This is a genomic window from Mixta mediterraneensis, assembly GCF_014946725.1.
GTDB lineage: Bacteria > Pseudomonadota > Gammaproteobacteria > Enterobacterales > Enterobacteriaceae > Pantoea > Pantoea mediterraneensis.
This window is the reverse complement of sequence record NZ_JACFXY010000005.1, coordinates 41,476-55,538: the sequence shown is the minus strand read 5'-3', so window position 1 is coordinate 55,538 and position 14,063 is coordinate 41,476. Positions and strand designations below refer to the sequence as shown.

The window sequence follows — 14,063 nt, the reverse complement described above, 5'->3', positions numbered from 1 at the left end:
CCGGCTGCGGCAAATACGAAAGATAATATCGCCGTCAGGTAAGTTCAGGAGTCAGTTATGTGTTCTATTTTTGGTGTGTTGGATCTAAAGACCGATCCTGCTGAGCTACGCAAGAAAGCGCTGGAATGTTCACGTTTGATGCGTCATCGCGGACCAGACTGGTCAGGCGTTTATGCTGATGATCATGCGATTCTTGCACATGAACGTCTCTCAATTGTTGACGTTAACAACGGTGCGCAACCGCTGTATAACGCTGATCACACCCACGTGCTGGCTGTTAACGGCGAAATCTATAACCATCAGGCTTTGCGCGCCGAGTTGAGCGATCGCTACTCGTTCCAGACCGGTTCTGACTGTGAAGTTATCCTGGCGCTTTATCAGGAAAAAGGCGTCGATTTTCTGGACGATCTGGAAGGCATGTTCGCTTTCATCCTGTATGACAGTGTGAAAAACACCTATCTGATTGGTCGCGATCATATTGGTATCATCCCGCTTTACATGGGTAATGATGAGCATGGCAACCTGTATGTTGCGTCAGAAATGAAAGCCCTGGTGCCGGTTTGTCGCTCAATTAAAGAATTCCCGCCGGGAAGCTACCTTTCCAGCACCGAGGGTGAAATTCGTCGTTACTGGCAGCGCGACTGGATGGAATATAAAAACGTTGAGCACAACGAAACTGATGCTGCTGGCCTGAAACATGCGCTGGAAGAGTCCGTGAAAAGCCATCTGATGTCTGATGTCCCTTACGGCGTACTGCTGTCTGGTGGGCTTGATTCTTCTATCATTTCTGCGGTCACTAAGCGTTATGCGGCGAAACGTATTGAAGATCAGGACAAAAGCGACGCCTGGTGGCCACAGCTGCACTCTTTCGCGGTGGGCCTGGAAGGTTCACCTGACCTGAAAGCAGCAAAAGCCGTTGCCGATCATCTTGGTACTGTGCATCACGAAATTCATTTCACCGTGCAGGAAGGTCTGGATGCGATTCGTGATGTGATTTATCACATCGAAACTTACGATGTCACCACTATCCGCGCCTCTACGCCGATGTATTTAATGTCACGTAAGATTAAAGCGATGGGCATCAAAATGGTGCTGTCGGGTGAAGGTGCGGACGAAGTGTTTGGAGGGTATCTCTACTTTCATAAAGCGCCGAACGCGAAAGAATTCCATGAAGAGAACGTACGCAAGCTGTTGGCGCTGCATATGTTTGACTGCGCGCGTGCTAACAAAGCAATGTCTGCCTGGGGTGTGGAGGCACGTGTTCCGTTCCTGGATAAGAAATTCCTCGACGTTGCAATGCGCATCAACCCAAAAGACAAAATGTGTGGCAGCAACGGCAAAATGGAGAAACATATCCTGCGCGAATGCTTCTCTTCTTATCTGCCTGAAAGCGTGGCGTGGCGTCAGAAAGAACAGTTCTCTGATGGCGTAGGTTACAGCTGGATCGACAGTCTGAAAGAGGTAGCTGCTCAACAAATCAGCGATCAGCAACTGGCAACGGCGCATTTCCGTTTCCCGTTCAACACGCCGAACTCAAAAGAAGCGTATCTCTACCGTGAGATTTTCGAAGAGCTGTTCCCGCTGCCAAGCGCCGCTGAGTGTGTTCCGGGAGGCCCTTCTGTCGCCTGCTCGTCTGCGAAAGCCATTGAATGGGATGAAGCCTTTAAAACTATGGACGATCCGTCAGGTCGTGCAGTTGGTGTCCATCAGTCTGCTTATCAATAAGCACCGCCATATACTGGCAAATGGGCCTTTAATGGCCCATTTTTTTGTCTGGAACTTTGTAAGCGCGGAATAATTGCTGAATAAATCAGCAGCCTGGTTATAAGCCAGACAAACAGGTGCCTTAAGGCGAAAAACGGCAAAAAACTTGTTGACGCTGTGTAGTCAACTCCGCATAATGCGCCCCGCAACGCCGATGAAGGTAGCGCGAAAAAAGATGGCTACGTAGCTCAGCTGGTTAGAGCACAGCACTCATAATGCTGGGGTCACAGGTTCGATTCCCGTCGTAGCCACCATCTTTTTTGCGGGAGTGGCGAAATTGGTAGACGCACCAGATTTAGGTTCTGGCGCCGCAAGGTGTGCGAGTTCAAGTCTCGCCTCCCGCACCATTTCATGATTCGGCAGCGTGGATGGGGTATCGCCAAGCGGTAAGGCACCGGTTTTTGATACCGGCATTCCCTGGTTCGAATCCAGGTACCCCAGCCAATTTTCGATGTTTTCTCGCGGATGCGAGTCGACGAATGGGATATCGCCAAGCGGTAAGGCACCGGTTTTTGATACCGGCATTCCCTGGTTCGAATCCAGGTATCCCAGCCATCATCGAACAGCAGTACAATTTGGCTACGTAGCTCAGCTGGTTAGAGCACAGCACTCATAATGCTGGGGTCACAGGTTCGATTCCCGTCGTAGCCACCATTTTCTTGGGGTGTCGCCAAGCGGTAAGGCACTGGTTTCTGATACCAGCATTCCGGGGTTCGAATCCCTGCACCCCAGCCAAATTGCATAACAAAGCCCGCTTCTGCGGGCTTTGTTGTTTTTGCCGTTCTGGATTGCCAGAGGCTCTGCTTCTCAGCCTCGGATTTATCACCTTAATGCAAGCTCAGCCGTATTTTGCAACAGCCCTATTCAGGATTGGTGCGTCTGAAGAGCGAAGCAGCTCAATCCATTATGGCCCGGCCAGAGCACCGGGAGAGGAATCCCTGTCGCGCCAGTGCAGTGCTGGCCTAATGCTATCACTGCAGCATCTTTTCTTGCCAAAGCTGAGATTAAAGCCCCAGGGCATAACGTAAAGCCTGACGTTTCAGCACCCCAGAATGTTCCGCAACGATCAGCCCTAAATTGCGTACAAACTTCAGCGGCGGCAGGCGATTGCTGAACGTAAAATAAAAAAGATCCATTCCGCTTTGCATCAGCAAATTATCATTGCGCCGTTTGGCCTGATAACGCCGTAATACGCGTTCAGAAGCCCAGTCTTCGGCGTTGCTGCGAGCGTCGCTCAACACATCAGTTAACGCATCAATATCCCGATACCCCAGATTCACGCCCTGCCCTGCCAGTGGATTAATGGTATGTGCGGCATCGCCCACCAGTGCTAATCCAGGCAGGACATAGCGGGTAGCGTGACGCCGAACCAGCGGGAAACCGCCCGCTGCATGAGCGTTGAAGCGCCCTAAACGCGCCGGGAAATGGGTGGCGATCTCCTTTTCTAACTGCGGTAGCGCCATCGCCTGCAATTGACGAATGCGGGCTGCCGAGTCATACCAGACCAGTGAAGCATGATTATCGTAAAGCGGCAGAAACGCACGCGGGCCTTGCGGGGTGAAGTGCTGCCAGGTGGTATCACCTGCCGGGTGCTCACAAGTCACGCTGATCAACAAACATGACTGCGCATAGCTCCAGCCATGAATTCCGATGCCCGACATTTGCCGTACCTGTGAATTTGCGCCGTCCGCCCCCACCACCAGCCGAGCATGAACAGTCTGGTTATCATTAAGATCCAACCGCCAGCCGCCGTTTTCCTGCTGTAGGTTTTCTAACGTCGCCGGACAAAACAAACTGACGCCAGTCTGCTCCATCCGCTCCCACAACGCACGTTGCAGAACTGCATTTTCAACCATATAGCCTAATTCGGGTAATCCCAGCGAGGCAGCATCAAAACTTACCTGTGCGGTTTGCCATTCCCAGGTTTCCAGCTTGCGGTAAGGCGCACAGCGCATTGTTTCGACACGCGGCCAGACCCCGAGTTGTTTCAGTAATGCCACTGATGATGAGCCAATGGCAGAAATGCGTATGTCAGGCTCGCTTTCGGTCACAAACACCGCCGGTGTGGCCCGCTCTATTACCGCCACGCGAAACGCCTGTTGCGCCAGCCCGCACGCTAACGCCGCGCCGACCATACCGCCACCCACTACGACGACATCAAACTGGTTATCCTGCATTGCTCATATCCTTCTTCTTTTCTCCGCTGCCTGTACAGCGAGCGGGACAATGAGGGCAAAGTGTACCGGAAAAAAATCCGGCACGATCAGAAAAGCCCTTAGACTGGTCACAACAGCAGCAAAGCATTACAATACGCGCCCTGCACTTCACTGCACTGAATCAATGGCTAGTTCGATGACGAAAAAACTGCATATCAAAACCTGGGGCTGTCAGATGAATGAGTATGATTCATCAAAGATGGCTGACCTGCTGAACAGCACGCACGGCTACACGCTGACCGAAGAGGCTGAAGACGCGGATGTTCTGCTGCTCAACACCTGCTCTATTCGCGAGAAAGCACAGGAAAAAGTTTTCCATCAGTTAGGACGCTGGAGAACCTTAAAAGAGCGTAACCCTGATTTGATTATCGGCGTCGGCGGCTGCGTGGCGTCACAGGAAGGCGATCATATCCGTCAGCGAGCGCACTACGTTGATATTGTCTTTGGCCCGCAAACGCTGCACCGCCTGCCGGAAATGATCAACAGTGTACGAGGCAGCAAAAGCCCGATCGTTGATATTAGTTTCCCAGAGATCGAAAAATTCGATCGTCTGCCAGAGCCACGCGCTGAAGGCCCAACCGCCTTTGTTTCTATTATGGAAGGCTGCAATAAATACTGTACTTTCTGCGTGGTGCCCTACACGCGCGGTGAAGAAGTGAGTCGCCCAAGCGATGATATTCTGCTGGAAATTGCCCAGCTGGCAGCGCAAGGCGTACGCGAAGTTAACCTGCTGGGCCAGAATGTTAACGCCTATCGCGGTCCGACTTTTGACGGCGAAATTTGCACCTTTGCTGAGTTGCTGCGTCTGGTGGCGGCAATCGACGGCATTGACCGTATTCGCTTCACCACCAGTCATCCAATTGAATTTACTGACGACATCATTGAAGTCTACCGCGACACGCCAGAGCTGGTGAGTTTTCTCCACCTTCCCGTCCAGAGTGGTGCTGACCGTATTCTGACACTGATGAAGCGTGCGCATACCGCGCTTGAATACAAAGCAATTATTCGTAAGCTGCGTGCTGCGCGTCCTGATATTCAGATCAGTTCTGACTTTATCATTGGCTTCCCAGGCGAAACCCAACAGGATTTCGAGCAAACTATGAAGCTAATTGCCGACGTGAATTTCGACATGAGCTTCAGCTTCATCTATTCAGCGCGTCCCGGCACGCCAGCCGCCGACCTGCCAGATGATGTCAGTGAAGATGAGAAGAAGCAGCGCCTGTATATTTTGCAAGACCGCATCAATCAGCAGGCTCAGGCGTGGAGCCGCCGCATGCTGGGCAGCGTTCAGCGTATTCTGGTTGAAGGTATCTCACGCAAAAATATCATGGAAGTATCAGGACGTACCGAAAATAACCGCGTGGTCAATTTTGAAGGCTCGCCTGAGATGATTGGCAAATTCGTTGATGTCGAAATCGTTGACGTTTATGCCAATTCACTGCGCGGCAAACTGGTTCGCGGCGAAGATGAGATGGGCCTGCGCATAACAGAAAGCCCGGCGTCCGTTATTGCGCGAACACGTAAAGAGAATGAAATTGGCGTGGGTACGTTCCAGCCTTGATACCTGCCTTACTTTGCGGCAGCACGCGCAGTGCTGCCGTCAATTTCCGTTTATTGCACTTGGTTTCTGAAAGTGCCGCCCAAATATCATTTCTGAAGCTTGCGCCCAGGCTTTACGACATAAATAATTTCGTGATGGTGCATCCGGTTAAGCCAAACGGTGCGTCAGACACCTTTTCAACTGGCCCTGAGTGACCCAAAGGATTCGTTTGAATATCGAAACTCGTGAAATCGCCCTTGAACCGGCCGATAACCGCCGTCTGATGAGCCTGTGTGGTCCATTTGATGACAATGTAAAACAGCTGGAACGTCGTCTGGGCATTGAAATCAATCGTCGCGACAATCTTTTTAAACTGGTAGGACGCGCCCTGTGTGTCAACGCTGCGGTAGACATCCTTAAAACACTGTATGTCGATACGGCTCCCGTTCGTGGCGATATTCCTGATATTGAGCCAGAACAAATTCATCTGGCTATTAAAGAAAGCCGCGTACTGGAACAAACTGCTGAAAGCGTGCCGGACTATGGCAAAGTGGTAAATATCAAAACGAAACGTGGCGTGATCAAGCCGCGCACACCAAACCAGGCGCAATATATCGCTAATATTCTTGATCATGACATCACTTTCGGCGTCGGCCCAGCAGGTACCGGGAAAACCTATCTGGCAGTGGCGGCAGCCGTTGATGCGCTGGAACGTCAGGAAATTCGCCGTATCCTGCTGACTCGCCCGGCAGTCGAAGCCGGTGAAAAACTGGGCTTCCTGCCAGGCGATCTCAGCCAAAAAGTGGACCCGTATTTACGTCCTCTGTACGACGCCCTGTTTGAAATGCTGGGTTTTGAACGCGTTGAGAAGTTAATGGAGCGCAACGTCATTGAAGTGGCACCGCTGGCTTATATGCGCGGTCGTACCCTGAATGACGCGTTCATTATTCTGGATGAAAGTCAGAACACCACTATCGAGCAGATGAAAATGTTCCTGACGCGTATTGGTTTCAACTCCAAAGCGGTGATTACTGGCGATGTGACGCAGATTGACTTACCACGCCACACCAAATCTGGCCTGCGTCATGCCATAGAAGTGCTGTCTGAAGTGGAGGAAATCAGTTTTAACTTCTTCCACAGCGAAGATGTGGTTCGCCATCCTGTTGTCGCACGCATCGTGACTGCTTATGAAGCCTGGGAAGAGGCCGATCAAAAACACCGCGCTCAACAGGCCGAAGAGCGTAAACGCGAAGCGTTTGCCGTGCAAACTGTCACGCAGGAGAGCAAATGAGTTCGGTCATCCTTGATCTTCAACGTGCCTGCGAGCAAACCGACGGTTTACCAGACGAGGGGCTTTTTCAGCGTTGGCTTGAAGCGGCCGTTATGCCCTTCCAGCCAGAAAGCGAAGTCACTATTCGTCTGGTGGATAAAGCGGAAAGCCATGAGCTTAATCTGACTTATCGCGGTAAAGATAAGCCGACAAATGTGCTGTCGTTTCCGTTTGAAGCACCGCCCGGTATTGAGTTGCCGCTACTCGGCGACCTGATTATTTGTCGTCAGGTTGTGGAGCTTGAGGCTGCTGAACAAGGTAAAACTGTTGAAGCGCATTGGGCGCATATGGTAGTGCATGGCACGTTACATTTGCTGGGCTACGACCATATCGAAGACGAAGAGGCTGAAGAAATGGAAGGAATCGAGACCGAGATAATGCTTGCTCTTGGCTATCCCGATCCGTACATTTCGGAGAAACAAGACGCCTGAATCTTGAGTTCAGGTCAAACCGCTGTCGGCAGCAACGCCGACAGATCCATTCCCTCACCCGAGAGATCTACATAAACCGCCATGAGCGACGACCATTCTCAAAACAGCGATGCACCCAGTAGTAAAAAGGGATTTTTTTCCCTGTTGATCAACCAACTGTTCCACGGCGAACCCAAAAGCCGTGACGAACTACTGGAGCTGATCCGCGATTCCAGTCAAAAAGATCTGATCGATCAGGATACCCGCGACATGCTCGAAGGGGTACTGGATATTGCGGAACAGCGCGTGCGAGACATCATGATCCCGCGCTCGCAAATGATTACCCTTAAACGCAACCAAAACCTTGAAGAATGTCTTGATGTCATCATCGAATCCGCGCATTCACGTTTTCCGGTGATCAGCGAAGATAAGGATCATGTTGAGGGTATTCTGATGGCAAAAGATCTATTGCCATTTATGAGCAGCGAGTCAGAGCCATTCAGCATAGAAAAAGTGCTGCGCCCTGCTGTTGTCGTACCTGAGAGTAAGCGCGTTGACCGCATGCTGAAAGAGTTTCGCTCGCAGCGGTATCACATGGCGATTGTCATTGATGAATTTGGCGGAGTTTCAGGTCTGGTGACCATTGAGGACATCCTTGAGCTGATCGTTGGCGAGATTGAAGATGAATATGATGATGAAGAAGATCGTGATATTCGCCAGCTAAACCGCCAGACCTTCACCGTGCGTGCCTTAACGCCGATTGAAAATTTCAATGAGATTTTCGGCACGCAATTTAGCGATGATGAAGTCGATACTATCGGCGGTCTGGTTATGCAGGCATTCGGCCACCTGCCTGCACGCGGGGAAAGCATTGACATTGATGGTTACCAATTCAAAGTCGCGATGGCTGACAGCCGCCGTATCATCCAGGTTCACGTAAAAATTCCGGAAAATTCGCCGCAACCTCAACTGGATGACGAATAAATTTATGGCTTTAGCCTCTCTTTACTCGCGGCAGCGGGTCCGCCTGCTGCTGGCTTTAATAACGGGTGCAGCTGGCACCCTTGCGTTTTCTCCTTATGATTTCTGGCCTGCAGCGCTGCTTTCGCTCTTTGGCCTGCAAATTCTGACCCTCAACCGAACCAGCCCGCAGGCTACAGCCATTGGCTTTATCTGGGGCTCTGGCCTGTTTGGTAGCGGCATTAACTGGGTTTATGTCAGCATCGCTACTTTTGGTGGCATGCCTGGGCCGGTTAACGTATTTCTGGTGATTTTGCTTGCTGCCTATCTGGCGATTTATCCCGCGCTGTTTACCGGTTTGCTTAACCGATTCTGGCGGCGAGCCACGTTATGGCGACTGGCGCTGGCCGCGCCGGCACTGTGGCAAATCACCGAATTTCTACGTGGTTGGGTGCTAACCGGCTTCCCCTGGCTGCAATTTGGTTACAGCCAGATCAATGGTCCACTAAAGGGCCTGGCACCCCTGGCGGGGGTGGAAACGCTGACCTTTTTACTGATGATGATTGCTGGCTTGCTGGCCCATGCCGTACAACAGCGCAACGGTAAAAGCCTGATTGCTGCCATTGTGCTGCTGGCGTTGCCGTGGCCGCTGCGTTATATCCAGTGGTATCAACCGCTGCCACAGCGCAGCGTTGATGTTGCCCTGGTACAGGGCAATATTCCGCAATCGATGAAGTGGGATCCGCAACAACTTCTGAATACGTTGCGCATTTATACCAGCCTGAGCCAGCCGCTCATGGGCAAAGCGCCGATTATTATCTGGCCCGAGTCTGCTATCACCGACCTGGAAAGTAATCAGCAGCCCTTCCTGCACTCACTGGACAACGAGTTACAGCAGCGCGGTAGCGCGTTGATCACGGGTATCGTCGATTCGCGTCTGGAACAGAACCATTATCATGACTACAACACGGTGATCGTCCTGGGCGGTCAGCAGCCTTATAACTATTTCAGCGCAAACCGCTATCAGAAAAACCATTTGGTTCCTTTTGGCGAGTTTGTTCCGTTGGCTGATTTACTGCGTCCGCTGGCCCCGTTTTTTGATTTGCCGATGTCCTCTTTCAGTCGCGGTGCCTATATTCAACCACAGCTCAACGTGGCGGGGTATAACCTGACCAGCGCCATCTGCTATGAGATTGTGCTGGGCGAGCAGGTGCGTGCGAATTTCCGCCCAGACACCAATTTTCTGCTGACTGTCTCCAATGACGCCTGGTTTGGCCACTCAATTGGACCGTGGCAGCATTTCCAGATGGCGCGCATGCGTGCACTGGAACTGGGCCGTCCGCTGTTGCGTAGCACTAATAATGGTGTCACCGCCGTGGTAAACGCTAACGGTGATGTTGAGAAAAGCCTGCCGCAGTTTACCCGCAACGTGTTAACCGATACCGTCACCCCAACTACCGGTGAAACACCGTATGCACGCGCAGGTGTCTGGCCAGTCTGGATATTAACGGTACTGGCAGCGATTCTCGCTTTCCGCTGCCGTCGCCGTTAAGTTTGCACGTCACCAAAACGGCGAAGATTTCCTTCGCCGTTTTACTCTCATCTCACCCCGTTTCCTTCCTTTACCCTAACTTCTGTTATTTTTGTGAAAAAATTTTGGCACGAAGTTTGCTATTTATTTCAGGGATTTTCGCAGCCGTAGGTTTTGATAACGCATTGCCGGGTAGTTTGCACCAGGCCGGATCGCTTTATTGCACACTCTTCGTGCATAACGCGTTTTTTGCCTTTTTTTGGTGCGGATCACCTCGCAAAAAAGAAACTTTTTTGTTTCCTTCCGTTAACGATTCGCTATGTTAGTGGCTATTCTGAGCGCGTTTGCGCTCTGGGATGATAAGAAAAGCAGCAGGAAATACACACAACATCATAATCAGCACAGGTTATACCCTGTGCAAATTCCATACGAAGGAGTTGGAACATGCAGATACGCAAAGTGGCATTATCTCTTCTGCTGTTGAGCGCAGCAGCAGGAGCGGCCCAGGCGGAAGATCTCAGCGGCACCCTGAAAAAGATTAATGACAATGGTGTCATCGTCGTCGGGCACCGTGAATCATCAGTTCCCTTTTCTTACTATGACAATCAGCAAAAAGTCGTCGGCTATTCACAGGATTATTCCAACGCCATCGTGAATGCCATTAAAGCGAAGCTGAACAAGCCTGACTTACAGGTAAAAATGATCCCTATCACCTCGCAAAACCGTATTCCACTGTTGCAGAACGGTACTTACGATTTTGAATGCGGGTCAACCACCAATAATCTTGAACGTCAGAAACAAGTTGCGTTTTCAGACACTATCTTTGTCATCGGCACACGTCTGCTGGTGAAAAAAGATGGCCCGATTAAAGACTTCGACGATCTGAAAGGCAAAACCGTCGTTGTGACATCGGGCACCACGTCAGAAATTCTGCTGCATAAGCTGAATGACGAGAAGAAAATGGAAATGCGCATTATCAGCGCTAAAGATCATGGCGATTCTTTCCGTACGCTGGAAACCGGTCGCGCTGTGGCCTTTATGATGGATGATGCACTGCTTGCAGGTGAACGTGCAAAAGCGAAGAAGCCCGACAACTGGGAAATTTTAGGCACGCCACAGTCGAAAGAGGCTTACGGCTGTATGCTGCGTAAAGAAGACCCGCAATTCAAAGTGTTAGTGGACGACACCATTGTTAAAGCGCAATCTTCTGGTCAGGCAGAAAAATGGTTCGATACCTGGTTTAAGCAGCCGATTCCACCGAAGAATTTAAATATGAACTTCGACTTGTCTGATGACATGAAAGCGCTGTTTAAAGAGCCAAACGACAAAGCATTGAATTAACAATGATAATAAGGGCAGCCGCGCTGCCCTCTCGATTGCTGAAACTGCGGCGTGGACAGACAACCTGTAACAGGTCGTTCCCCTGAAACAGGCAACAAAAGCCGTTCATCAATCTTCAGGGTAGCTTAGCTACCCTTTTTTACCGGAGCTGTTTATGGGTATCGATTGGAACTGGGGCATCTTTCTTGAACAAGCCCCGTTCGGTAACACCACCTATCTTGGCTGGCTGTGGTCCGGTTTTCAGGTGACGATTGCCGTCTCCTGTTGCGCCTGGATTATTGCCTTCTGTGTAGGATCATTCTTTGGCATTCTGCGTACCGTCCCTAATCGTCTGTTATCGACGATTGGCACCTGTTACGTGGAGCTGTTTCGTAATATTCCGCTCATTGTCCAGTTCTTCTTCTGGTATCTGGTGGCACCAGAACTGGTTGGTGAAAATCTCGGAATGTGGTTTAAAGCTGAACTGGCCCCGAACATTCAGTTCTTTATCTCTTCTGTTATCTGCCTTGGCCTGTTTACCGCTGCCCGAATTTGCGAGCAGGTACGTGCTGCGATTCAGTCGATGCCAACCAGACAAAAAAATGCCGGCCTGGCGATGGGTTTAACGCTGCCGCAAACTTATCGTTATGTCTTGCTGCCGAATGCCTATCGCGTGGTTGTGCCACCGATGACTTCAGAAATGCTTAACCTGGTGAAGAATTCAGCCATTGCCTCGACTATCGGTCTGGTGGATATGGCCGCCCAGGCGGGCAAGCTGCTCGATTATTCTGCACATGCTTATGAATCCTTCACGGCCATCACGCTGGCTTACGTCGCAATTAATGTGGTCATTATGCTGTTGATGAGTCTGCTGGAACGCAAAGTCCGTCTACCGGGCAACGTGGGAGGAAAATAATGTACGATTTTGACTGGAGTTCTATTCCTCCCAGCCTGCCTTACCTGATGAGTGGTTTGGTCATTACCTTCAAAATCACCATCACGGCGATAATCTTCGGCATTATCTGGGGCACGTTACTGGCGGTAATGCGTCTGTCATCTTTTAAACCCATTAGCTGGTTCGCCAAACTCTACGTCAACCTGTTCCGCTCAGTGCCGTTGGTGATGGTGCTGCTGTGGTTTTATCTGGTGGTCCCGAGCTTTTTACAGCAGGTGCTGGGGATTTCGCCAAAAACGGATATTCGCCTGATTTCAGCCATGGTGGCGTTCGCACTGTTTGAAGCGGCTTACTATTCAGAAATCATCCGCGCCGGGATTATCAGCATCGCACGCGGGCAGGCAAATGCCGCGCTGGCACTGGGTATGACGCAATGGCAGGCAATGCGTCTGGTAATTCTGCCGCAGGCGTTTCGCGCTATGGTGCCGTTATTACTAACACAAGGCATTGTGCTGTTCCAGGATACCTCACTGGTATATGTCTTAAGTCTGGCTGACTTCTTCCGTACCGCATCCACCATTGGTGAACGCGACGGCACCCAGGTGGAAATGATTCTGTTTGCTGGTCTGGTTTACTTTGTTATCAGTCTGAGCGCTTCGCTGTTAGTCAGTTATCTAAAAAGAAAAAGGACGGTTTAAATGATTAACCTGAAAAACGTTTCTAAGTGGTATGGTCATTTTCAGGTACTGACCGACTGCACAACCGAAGTTAAAACCGGTGAAGTCGTGGTGGTATGCGGGCCATCCGGCTCGGGTAAATCAACTTTGATCAAAACCGTTAATGGCCTGGAGCCAATCCAGCAAGGCAGCATTACCGTCAGCGGTACTGAAGTGAATAACAAGAAAACCAACCTGGCGACGCTACGCAGTCAGGTGGGCATGGTGTTCCAGCATTTCGAACTTTTTCCTCATCTCAGTATTATTGACAATTTGGTGCTGGCGCAGGTGAAAGTGCTGAAGCGCGACAAAGCTGCAGCGCGTGATAAGGGATTAAAGCTGTTAACGCGTGTTGGTCTGTCCGCGCATGCTCAGAAGTTTCCAGGCCAGCTGTCGGGCGGACAGCAACAGCGCGTGGCGATTGCCCGTGCGCTCTGTATGGACCCGATCGCCATGCTGTTTGATGAGCCCACCTCAGCGCTTGATCCGGAAATGATCAACGAAGTGCTGGACGTTATGGTCGAACTGGCGCAGGAAGGCATGACCATGATGGTAGTCACTCATGAAATGGGCTTTGCCCGCAAAGTAGCGAATCGCGTTATCTTTATGGATGAAGGTAAGATCATTGAAGACTCCAATAAGGATGATTTCTTTAATAATCCGCAATCCGATCGCGCTAAAGACTTCCTCGCTAAAATCCTGCACTAAAAAAGGCGGGCCACTGGCCCGCTGGTTACATTCAGGGTTCAAAAGGCTGTCGCTGAAACTGATCGTGCCCGCACTCCGGGCAGCGTGACAGGGTTTCCGGCGTGTAAATAGCGCGGGTAAAATGGCACTTTTCACACACCAGATTACCTAACCCTACCACTTCCCCGCTTTGATATACGCCATGGTGGTGCAGATCCTGAAAAACTTCCCGCCATTCCAGCTGGCTTTTGTCGGTAATATCGGCCAGCTCTTTCCAGACGCTTTCACGGATAATCCTCATGAAAACGGAGTCGTTTAGTGGTTGTTCAATTTCCGCATAACTGCGCGCAAACTCCTCTAAATCGCGCCGGACTGAGAGCAGCGCCTGATCAACTTCGCCTGCGCTAAGATTGCTGCTGGCAAGCAACTGGCGGCGCCGTGCGGCAACTAAGCCATCAATGTCACGATCGCCGTGGCGAAGTCGATCGGTCAAAACCGCCAACGACTCCCGATATTCCTGAGCCACTTTGTTCATTTAATTCTCCTTTCTGTGCTCAATGCCTGCATTAAGTTTAGTCGTTTTGTCATATTTGCCGTGTCGTCTGAAAGACGAATTGCAAAAGAGTGAAGACTCAGGCGCTTTATGGAGAAATCGCGCCAGCTAAGGCGGGGAGGTATTGTTGATACGCAGCCT

General features: G+C 50.9%; 12 protein-coding genes and 6 tRNA genes. 16 read left to right on the top strand and 2 right to left on the bottom strand.

The annotated features are described in order from the left end of the window. Nucleotides 1–57 precede the first annotated feature (57 nt). From asnB to H2P46_RS10670, 7 genes are all read left to right on the top strand, one after another. Complete coding sequence (gene asnB / locus H2P46_RS10700) at nt 58–1,725, top strand: asparagine synthase B (protein ID WP_193405060.1); 1,668 nt, start codon at nt 58–60, stop codon at nt 1,723–1,725. A 216-nt stretch (nt 1,726–1,941) separates the two neighbouring features. Beyond that, nucleotides 1,942–2,018, top strand: a tRNA-Met gene (locus H2P46_RS10695). 8 nt (nt 2,019–2,026) lie between these two features. Then, nucleotides 2,027–2,111, top strand: a tRNA-Leu gene (locus H2P46_RS10690). Nucleotides 2,112–2,133: 22 nt separating this feature from the next. After that, nucleotides 2,134–2,208, top strand: a tRNA-Gln gene (locus H2P46_RS10685). A 36-nt stretch (nt 2,209–2,244) separates the two neighbouring features. Then, a tRNA-Gln gene (locus H2P46_RS10680) sits at nt 2,245–2,319 on the top strand. Between the two features lie 22 nt (nt 2,320–2,341). Then, nucleotides 2,342–2,418 (top strand) — tRNA-Met (locus tag H2P46_RS10675). 6 nt (nt 2,419–2,424) lie between these two features. Continuing rightward, nucleotides 2,425–2,499: transfer RNA gene (locus H2P46_RS10670), tRNA-Gln, on the top strand. Nucleotides 2,500–2,768: 269 nt separating this feature from the next. Here the strand turns inward: H2P46_RS10670 and ubiF are convergent. Beyond that, on the bottom strand, nt 2,769–3,941 hold the full coding sequence (gene ubiF, locus H2P46_RS10665; RefSeq protein WP_193405059.1) for a 3-demethoxyubiquinol 3-hydroxylase: 1,173 nt from the start codon (nt 3,939–3,941) through the stop codon (nt 2,769–2,771). A 175-nt stretch (nt 3,942–4,116) separates the two neighbouring features. Here ubiF and miaB point away from each other — a divergent pair, with 175 nt between their 5' ends. The 9 genes from miaB to H2P46_RS10620 all read left to right on the top strand — a co-directional run bounded on the left by miaB (nt 4,117) and on the right by H2P46_RS10620 (nt 13,390). Beyond that, nucleotides 4,117–5,541: a tRNA (N6-isopentenyl adenosine(37)-C2)-methylthiotransferase MiaB gene (gene miaB, locus H2P46_RS10660; protein WP_193405058.1), complete on the top strand. Its 1,425-nt coding sequence runs from the start codon at nt 4,117–4,119 to the stop codon at nt 5,539–5,541. Nucleotides 5,542–5,749: 208 nt separating this feature from the next. Further along, nucleotides 5,750–6,811 (top strand): PhoH family protein, encoded by a 1,062-nt coding sequence (locus H2P46_RS10655; protein WP_193405057.1) that lies wholly within the window; start codon nt 5,750–5,752, stop codon nt 6,809–6,811. After that, nucleotides 6,808–7,281, top strand: a complete 474-nt coding sequence (gene ybeY, locus H2P46_RS10650) for an rRNA maturation RNase YbeY (RefSeq protein ID WP_193405056.1) — start codon at nt 6,808–6,810, stop codon at nt 7,279–7,281. Before H2P46_RS10655 ends, ybeY begins: the two co-directional genes overlap by 4 nt. An 81-nt stretch (nt 7,282–7,362) precedes the next feature. Continuing rightward, complete coding sequence (corC, locus tag H2P46_RS10645) at nt 7,363–8,244, top strand: CNNM family magnesium/cobalt transport protein CorC (RefSeq protein WP_193405055.1); 882 nt, start codon at nt 7,363–7,365, stop codon at nt 8,242–8,244. Nucleotides 8,245–8,248: 4 nt separating this feature from the next. Continuing rightward, complete coding sequence (lnt, locus tag H2P46_RS10640) at nt 8,249–9,772, top strand: apolipoprotein N-acyltransferase (protein ID WP_193405256.1); 1,524 nt, start codon at nt 8,249–8,251, stop codon at nt 9,770–9,772. A gap of 423 nt (nt 9,773–10,195) precedes the next feature. After that, nucleotides 10,196–11,092 (top strand): amino acid ABC transporter substrate-binding protein, encoded by an 897-nt coding sequence (locus tag H2P46_RS10635; RefSeq protein ID WP_193405054.1) that lies wholly within the window; start codon nt 10,196–10,198, stop codon nt 11,090–11,092. Between the two features lie 154 nt (nt 11,093–11,246). After that, nucleotides 11,247–11,987 carry an amino acid ABC transporter permease gene (locus H2P46_RS10630; protein WP_193405053.1) on the top strand — a complete coding sequence of 247 codons (741 nt, stop codon included), beginning with the start codon at nt 11,247–11,249 and terminating at the stop codon, nt 11,985–11,987. After that, on the top strand, nt 11,987–12,664 hold the full coding sequence (gene gltK / locus H2P46_RS10625) for a glutamate/aspartate ABC transporter permease GltK (protein ID WP_193405052.1): 678 nt from the start codon (nt 11,987–11,989) through the stop codon (nt 12,662–12,664). Before H2P46_RS10630 ends, gltK begins: the two co-directional genes overlap by 1 nt. Then, the gene (locus tag H2P46_RS10620) at nt 12,665–13,390 is read left to right on the top strand and encodes an amino acid ABC transporter ATP-binding protein (RefSeq protein ID WP_193405051.1); all 726 of its coding nucleotides are present in this window, start codon (nt 12,665–12,667) and stop codon (nt 13,388–13,390) included. It begins immediately after the preceding gene. Between the two features lie 31 nt (nt 13,391–13,421). Here H2P46_RS10620 and H2P46_RS10615 read toward each other — a convergent pair whose 3' ends face one another. Then, nucleotides 13,422–13,904, bottom strand: coding sequence for a zinc ribbon-containing protein (locus tag H2P46_RS10615; RefSeq protein WP_193405050.1), 483 nt, complete (start codon nt 13,902–13,904; stop codon nt 13,422–13,424). Between the last annotated feature and the right edge of the window lie 159 nt (nt 13,905–14,063).

What these genes read in the sequence shown, in the direction of transcription:
- H2P46_RS10630 (WP_193405053.1), top strand. Translation starts at nt 11,247, where the DNA reads ATGGGTATCGATTGGAACTGGGGCATCTTTCTTGAACAAGCCCCGTTC.
- miaB (WP_193405058.1), top strand. Translation starts at nt 4,117, where the DNA reads ATGACGAAAAAACTGCATATCAAAACCTGGGGCTGTCAGATGAATGAG.
- H2P46_RS10615 (WP_193405050.1), bottom strand. Translation starts at nt 13,904, where the DNA reads ATGAACAAAGTGGCTCAGGAATATCGGGAGTCGTTGGCGGTTTTGACC.
- H2P46_RS10620 (WP_193405051.1), top strand. Translation starts at nt 12,665, where the DNA reads ATGATTAACCTGAAAAACGTTTCTAAGTGGTATGGTCATTTTCAGGTA.
- gltK (WP_193405052.1), top strand. Translation starts at nt 11,987, where the DNA reads ATGTACGATTTTGACTGGAGTTCTATTCCTCCCAGCCTGCCTTACCTG.
- ubiF (WP_193405059.1), bottom strand. Translation starts at nt 3,941, where the DNA reads ATGCAGGATAACCAGTTTGATGTCGTCGTAGTGGGTGGCGGTATGGTC.
- corC (WP_193405055.1), top strand. Translation starts at nt 7,363, where the DNA reads ATGAGCGACGACCATTCTCAAAACAGCGATGCACCCAGTAGTAAAAAG.
- H2P46_RS10635 (WP_193405054.1), top strand. Translation starts at nt 10,196, where the DNA reads ATGCAGATACGCAAAGTGGCATTATCTCTTCTGCTGTTGAGCGCAGCA.
- ybeY (WP_193405056.1), top strand. Translation starts at nt 6,808, where the DNA reads ATGAGTTCGGTCATCCTTGATCTTCAACGTGCCTGCGAGCAAACCGAC.
- lnt (WP_193405256.1), top strand. Translation starts at nt 8,249, where the DNA reads ATGGCTTTAGCCTCTCTTTACTCGCGGCAGCGGGTCCGCCTGCTGCTG.
- asnB (WP_193405060.1), top strand. Translation starts at nt 58, where the DNA reads ATGTGTTCTATTTTTGGTGTGTTGGATCTAAAGACCGATCCTGCTGAG.